Annotated in this window: 8 protein-coding genes; 7 read left to right on the top strand and 1 reads right to left on the bottom strand. The window is 44.7% G+C overall.

Annotated features, from left to right (window positions below; genetic code table 11):
- The 3 genes from A3757_RS08715 to A3757_RS08705 all read left to right on the top strand — a co-directional run.
- The coding region (locus A3757_RS08715; RefSeq protein ID WP_082872080.1) for a glutaredoxin family protein at positions 1 to 281 on the top strand (281 nt) is incomplete at its 5' end.
- A gap of 42 nt (positions 282 to 323) precedes the next feature.
- Positions 324 to 1,112, top strand: coding sequence for a peroxide stress protein YaaA (gene yaaA / locus A3757_RS08710; RefSeq protein WP_068553524.1), 789 nt, complete (start codon positions 324 to 326; stop codon positions 1,110 to 1,112).
- Between the two features lie 16 nt (positions 1,113 to 1,128).
- Positions 1,129 to 1,887 carry a 1-acyl-sn-glycerol-3-phosphate acyltransferase gene (locus A3757_RS08705; protein ID WP_068508427.1) on the top strand — a complete coding sequence of 253 codons (759 nt, stop codon included), beginning with the start codon at positions 1,129 to 1,131 and terminating at the stop codon, positions 1,885 to 1,887.
- 49 nt (positions 1,888 to 1,936) lie between these two features.
- Here the strand turns inward: A3757_RS08705 and gltA are convergent, their stop codons facing one another.
- Positions 1,937 to 3,208 carry a citrate synthase gene (gene gltA / locus A3757_RS08700; RefSeq protein ID WP_068508429.1) on the bottom strand — a complete coding sequence of 424 codons (1,272 nt, stop codon included), beginning with the start codon at positions 3,206 to 3,208 and terminating at the stop codon, positions 1,937 to 1,939.
- Positions 3,209 to 3,811: 603 nt separating this feature from the next.
- Between gltA and sdhC the strand changes: the two genes are divergently transcribed.
- The 4 genes from sdhC to A3757_RS08680 form a co-directional block, all read left to right on the top strand.
- A complete protein-coding gene (gene sdhC, locus A3757_RS08695; protein WP_068553413.1) occupies positions 3,812 to 4,186 on the top strand; it encodes a succinate dehydrogenase, cytochrome b556 subunit in 375 nt (124 codons plus the stop codon).
- The gene (gene sdhD / locus A3757_RS08690) at positions 4,180 to 4,527 is read left to right on the top strand and encodes a succinate dehydrogenase, hydrophobic membrane anchor protein (RefSeq protein WP_068508433.1); all 348 of its coding nucleotides are present in this window, start codon (positions 4,180 to 4,182) and stop codon (positions 4,525 to 4,527) included. The genes sdhC and sdhD overlap by 7 nt, the downstream gene beginning before the upstream one ends.
- Before the next feature lie 3 nt (positions 4,528 to 4,530).
- Positions 4,531 to 6,303 (top strand): succinate dehydrogenase flavoprotein subunit, encoded by a 1,773-nt coding sequence (sdhA, locus tag A3757_RS08685; protein ID WP_068508435.1) that lies wholly within the window; start codon positions 4,531 to 4,533, stop codon positions 6,301 to 6,303.
- A gap of 15 nt (positions 6,304 to 6,318) precedes the next feature.
- Positions 6,319 to 6,815 (top strand): succinate dehydrogenase iron-sulfur subunit (locus tag A3757_RS08680; protein WP_068739443.1); only part of this gene is annotated, 497 nt, incomplete at its 3' end.

Raw genomic sequence — 6,815 nt, 5'->3', positions numbered from 1 at the left:
TGTATTCGACACTTGGTTGTCACTTGTGTGATGAGGCGCTTGCGGTAGCTCAGACCTTGCATGTGCAAATGGCTGAAAACTTTGCAGCATCGTCCTTTGATTCGGAAGGAAAGCCGCTTTTTTTTAAACTTGAGTTGGTCGATATTGCAGACGATGATGCCTTAATTGATCGCTATGGCGCCAGGATACCTGTTTTGCTATCCCATGATAAATCCCTGGAGCTTGAATGGCCTTTTGATGTTCAATCACTTTATGAGTTTATGTGCCGCTGCCTTAAATAGGGTTTCGGTTTAGTCAATTTAATGAATTAGATGTGAATTAGTATGATTATTGTTGTGTCTCCTGCAAAAACGCTGGATTTCGAGTCAGCGAGTTTTAGTGATGAGTTTTCTGTGCCCGATTTTCTAGATGAATCAAAGCATCTGGTTGACGCTTTAAAAAAAGTAGATTCCGCTGCGCTAATGAAGCTAATGAGTGTCAGTGAAAAGATTGCAGATTTAAATGTGCAGCGAATGAAAGATTGGACTGTTCCGTTCACGGCCCAGAATGCAAAGCAAGCTGTCTATGCCTTTAAGGGGGATGTATATACGGGGTTAGCAGTCGAGTCGATGGATAGTGCTAGTGTCGAATATCTTCAGGGAAAGTTAAGAATACTCTCGGGTTTGTATGGTATTTTGCGCCCCTTGGATTTGATGCAGCCATATCGTTTGGAAATGGGAACCAGGCTTGAAAATACACGCGGAAAGAATCTTTACGAGTTTTGGGGAGAGATGCTGACCGAATCACTTAACCGGGAGTTAGAGGGGAGTGACGAGGTTCTCGTTAACCTAGCATCCAGCGAGTATTTTAAATCAATCAAGCCTAAGTCGCTTAAGGCAAAGGTGATTACCCCTATATTCAAGGATGAGAAGAAAGGCACATACAAGATCATTAGTTTTTATGCCAAAAAAGCACGAGGCTTAATGGTCAGGTATGCTGCTGATAATAATATTCAAAGCGTTGAAGATCTAAAGGGTTTTGACTACGCGGGTTATCAATACTCAGAGAGTGAGTCCAGTGGCACTGATTGGGTCTTTACTAGAAGTGAGAGTGTAGCGGAGGCGCAGAAGTAAGGTTGTGTTTAGTGTTGTGAAGAATAGGGCGCGCCAAGGGTTGCGCTTCTCTCGTCTGCTTGCAAATTTACTCTCGGGTAGTGCTTTTATTGGTGCTTGTTATCAATTCCCGCAAGTGTCTAAAATTGACCAAAACGAGCTTAATGATTACGCTCTGTTTACCTTGTGGGTTGAGGATCTGGTTCGTTCAATGAATACGGAGGTCGTTGTCGAAGGCTCCCCCATGGAAGCAAGCGGTTTGTTTGTATCAAATCATATTTCATGGCTCGATACGATTGTTTTTAATCATCTCAGGCCTGTAGGTTTTATTGCGCGGCATGATTTGGAAGAGTGGCCCTTGCTGGGGACCTTTACCAAAAGAATGGGGTCTATTTATATTAATAGAACCAATAAATTTGAAGCGTATCGCTCAATTCCTTACCTTGAAGAGCGTTTAAGGCAAGGTGGTTCAGTGCACCTGTTTCCTGAATCAACGACCTCGGTAGGTGCAGAGGTGTTGCCGTTTTTCCCGATGTTTTATGAGGCAGCAGTTAGAGTGGGTGTGCCTGTTCAGCCAGTTGCACTAAAGTATACGGATGAGTTTGGTCGGCTCTTGCCTGAGCCAGCGTTTATAGATGATGACTCGTTTATTGATACGCTTGAGCGTATTCTAAGGGTTGAAAAGGTGTATGCTCATGTCCGTTATCTGGAACCTATGGACTCAGCATCCTTGTGTCGTAAGGGCTTGGCGAGGCGTACGCGGGAAATGATTGGTGCAGAATTAAAACTGATTTAGGTATAAAAAAACCCGCAAGAGCGGGTTTTTTTATACCTTAGCTTTGCGCTTAGGCAGGGTAGTCGCGCTTGTCGTGACCAGTATAAAGCTGGCGTGGACGACCAATGCGGTAGTTTTCACTAACCATTTCGTTCCAGTGTGAGAACCAGCCAATAGTACGAGACATTGCGAAGATAACGGTAAACATTGACTCAGGAATACCGATAGCTTTCAAAATGATGCCTGAGTAGAAGTCTACGTTTGGATATAGCTTTCTTGCAACAAAGTACTCATCTTCTAGTGCTATCTGCTCAAGGCGACGCGCGATCTTCAATAGAGGATCATTCTCAAGGCCTAGTGCACCAAGAACTTCTTCGCATGTTTCGCGCATAACTTTGGCGCGAGGGTCGAAGTTTTTGTATACGCGGTGACCGAAGCCCATCAGACGGAATGGGTCGTTCTTGTCTTTCGCTTTGGCAACGTATTCATCGATGCGAGATACGTCACCGATTTCGTTAAGCATTGTTAGTACAGCTTCGTTTGCGCCGCCGTGAGCAGGGCCCCAAAGTGCAGCGATGCCAGAAGCGATACAGGCAAATGGGTTGGCGCCAGTTGAGCCGGCTAGGCGGACAGTTGATGTTGATGCATTCTGCTCATGGTCAGCATGAAGCATGAAGATCTTGTCCATTGCCTTTGAGATGGCTGGGTCAAACTTAACATCGCCAGCTGGCGTGCTGAACATCATGTGCAGGAAGTTTTCTGCATAATCCAAGTCATTGTTTGGATACATGAAAGGCTGGCCGATTGAGTACTTGTAGCACATCGCTGCAATGGTCGGCATTTTAGCTACAAGGCGGAAGCCTGCTATTTCACGGTGTTCTTCGTCAGAGATGTCCATCGTATCGTGGTAGAACGCTGAAAGAGCACCAACGACGCCGCACATGATCGCCATCGGGTGAGCGTCTCTTCGGAAGCCCTTAAAGAATTGGTTAACTTGATCGTGAACCATTGTGTGGTTGCGAACAGTTTTTCTGAAATGTTCGTTTTCTTCTGCTGTCGGAAGTTCTCCGTGCAAAAGTAGGTGGCATAGTTCAAGGTAGTCTGAATTTTCAGCTAGCTGTTCTATTGGGTAGCCTCTGTGAAGAAGTACACCTTTGCCGCCATCAATGTAGGTGATTTTAGATTCGCATGCCGCAGTGGACACGAATCCAGGGTCATAAGTAAAGACACCTTCTGATACTAGGCCTCGTACATCTATTACATCTGGGCCGACAGAGCCAGAATAAATTGGTAAATCGATGGTTTTCCCATCAACCGATAACTGAGCTTTTTTATCAGTCATGGTGCTCTCCTGTTGCTGAGATAGAGTAAGCCAAGCGTAGCTGCTGCTTAATAGGTAAAAAGCTTGCGGCCAGTTGGCGACTTAAAAGTTTGCGCATTATGCCAAATAGAATGACTATAGTCACGTCTCTGTAATGTGCCAATGTAGATGAAAAAAAAATCAAAGAAAGTTTCGGCTTTTTGGGTGGGTGAAATTTGCACGGCTGTGGCGCGGAAATATCTAATAAAAGCTAATTTGGTGCAAAGTGGGTATGAAAACTAAGAAAAAAAGCTTGATATGGTGCCAGAGCTGCCTAAGGCGGGGCTACTATGTTGCTGAAATATTATTGTCAAATACAAGAAAATTTATAATGGCCAAATAATGCCGTTATTTTTGTTCGTGGTTTGTATTTCGCGGCCTTAATCCCTATAATCCGTCAGCAAAATTAGGTGGTGGCCTATTTCACGTTTTGTTTCGGATAATCTTTATTGTAGATTTTCGGGCGGCAAGGCTGAATAGCGTTGAAACATCTTATTATAAAAAGGTTGCAAGGGTTGGCGAATCTTTAGAGATGCCTTCCTTTGTTTAAATTAGCTCATGCCAACTTGAGAGAGTATATGTGCTGTGAAAGATAAACGACCTGTAAATCTCGATCTAACTCAATTTAGTTTTCCTCTGCCTGCGCTAACGTCAATTGTGCACCGTGTTACCGGTGTGGCCTTGTTCGTTGGTGTGGCAATTCTTATGTATGTCCTTGAACTTTCGCTCTCGAGCGAAGACGGTTTTAACGCCGCTAAAGAGTGTCTGGACGGTGCTTTTGTTACTTTGATTATGTGGGGCTTGGTTTCTGCGCTTCTTTATCACTTGGTAGCGGGAATTAGACATTTATTAATGGACTGTGGTATTGGTGAAACGCTTGAAGCTGGCCAGTTCGGTGCCAAAGTTGTTATAGCAGTGTCAGTTGTACTTATCTTATTGGCAGGAGTTTGGTTATGGTAGCAAGTGTTACTAGTTTTGGTCGTAGTGGACTCTATGATTGGATGATTCAGCGTGTTACAGCAGTTGTGTTGGCTGCTTACACGGTATTTATTCTGGGTTATCTAGTGCTAAACCCTGACTTGACATACATGCAGTGGAGTGAGCTGTTTAGTCAAACTTGTGTCAGAGTATTTTCTTTACTTGCTTTGTTATCTTTGGGTGCTCACGCTTGGATCGGTTTGTGGACGGTGTCTACAGACTATCTAAAAGCAATGGTATTCAGGTTTATTTTTCAAGCTGGTTGTGGCCTGGTCATGTTCGTTTACGTGGTCTGGGGTGTTCAGATTCTTTGGGGGCTGTAAGAAATGTCTAAATTAAGAACGCTTAATTATGATGCAATAGTTATTGGTGGTGGCGGTGCTGGTATGCGCGCAGCACTTCAATTGACAGAATCCGGCATCAAAACAGCTTGTATTACTAAAGTATTCCCAACTCGTTCTCACACGGTTTCTGCTCAAGGTGGTATAACTTGTGCGATCGCAAGTGCGGATCCAAATGATGATTGGCGCTGGCACATGTATGACACTGTTAAAGGGTCAGACTATATCGGTGATCAGGACGCAATTGAATATATGTGTTCAGTTGGCCCTCAGGCTGTATTTGAATTGGATCATATGGGTTTGCCTTTCTCGCGAACTGAAGCAGGTCGTATCTACCAGCGCCCGTTTGGTGGCCAGTCTAAAGGGCCGGATAATCCGACTCAGGCTGCACGTACTTGTGCTGCTGCTGACCGTACAGGTCACGCACTATTGCACGCACTATACCAGGGCAACTTGAAGGGCGGCACTACCTTTCTTAATGAATGGTATGCAGTCGATTTGGTGAAAAACCAAAAAGGTGCAGTGGTTGGTGTCATTGCTATCTGTATTGAAACAGGTGAGCGTGTATACGTTAAGGCTAAGGCAACTGTTATGGCGACGGGTGGTGCTGGTCGTATTTATCAGTCGACTACTAACGCTTTGATTAATACTGGTGACGGTATGGGGATGGCGCTTCGCGCTGGCTTCCCAGCGCAGGATATGGAAATGTGGCAGTTCCACCCAACAGGTATCGCTGGAGCGGGTACACTGGTAACAGAAGGTTGTCGTGGTGAAGGTGGTTACCTGATCAATGGCGAAGGCGAACGTTTCATGGAACGTTACGCACCTAACGCTAAAGATCTTGCTGGTCGTGACGTTGTTGCGCGTTCAATGGTTATGGAAATACTAGAAGGCCGTGGTTGTGGTCCAAATAAAGATCACGTTATGTTGAAGTTGGACCATTTGGGTGAAGAAACCTTGAATGCCAAGCTTCCAGGTATTCTTGAATTGTCACGTACATTTGCTCACGTTGATCCGGTTAAGGTACCAATTCCGGTTGTACCAACTTGTCACTATATGATGGGTGGTATTCCGACTAATATCGGTGGTCAGGCACTAACGCAGGATGCTGAAGGTAACGATCACGTTATCGAAGGTCTATATGCTTGTGGTGAAGCTGCTTGTGTATCAGTTCATGGTGCAAATCGTCTTGGTGGTAACTCGCTACTTGATTTGGTTGTATTTGGTCGTGCTGCCGGTTTGCAGATTGAGAAATCTTTGCGCGAAGGTTTTGCAACTGATGATGCAACAGAGGCTGATATCGAAGCCGCATTAAGTCGTTTGGATCGTTTGGATAATACGACTGGCGGTGAAAGTGTTGCTAAGGTTCGAGAAGATTTGCAAAGCACGATGCAGCTTTACTTTGGCGTTTTCCGTGAAGGTGAGACCATGCAGAAAGGTCTTAAGATGCTCGACGAAATAGGTGAGAGAGTTAAGAATACTCATCTTGAAGATAAGAGCGCTGCTTTCAATACTGCTCGTATCGAAGCGCTTGAGCTGGATAACTTGTTCGAAGTTGCTTACGCAACAGCTGTAGCTGCAGAAGGACGTAAAGAAAGTCGTGGTGCTCATGCTCGTAATGATTTTACTGAGCGTGATGATGAAAACTGGTTGAAACACTCAATGTACTTCCCTCTAGAGAAGCGCGTTGGTAAGCGTGATGTTAATTTCTCGCCTAAGACCGTTGATGCGTTCCCACCAAAAGTACGCTCTTACTAAGGGGAGATTTGGAAGATGTTAGTAAGTTTATATCGCTATAATCCTGAACAAGACACTGCACCCTATATGCAGGATGTTGAGTTACAGATCCCTGAAGGGAAAGATTTGATGGTTCTTGATGTCCTGGGCTTGCTTAAGGAAAAAGATCCATCACTGGCTTACCGCCGCTCTTGTCGTGAAGGTGTTTGTGGTTCAGATGGTTTGAACATGAATGGTAAGAATGGATTGGCTTGTATTACACCTCTTTCAGAAGTTGTGAAGGGTAACAAGTTAATCATTCGTCCTTTGCCGGGCTTGCCGGTTATTCGTGACTTGGTTGTAGATATGTCTATGTTCTACAAGCAATACGAGAAAATTAAGCCATTCTTGATTAATGATACGCCAGCACCTGCTATTGAGCGTATACAGACGCCTCAAGATCGTGAAAAGCTGGATGGATTGTATGAATGTATCTTATGTGCTTGTTGTTCAACAGCTTGCCCATCATTCTGGTGGAATCCTGACAAGTTTGT

The organism is Oleiphilus sp. HI0117, from assembly GCF_001635235.1.
This window is presented reverse-complemented; position numbering and strand designations above follow the sequence as displayed.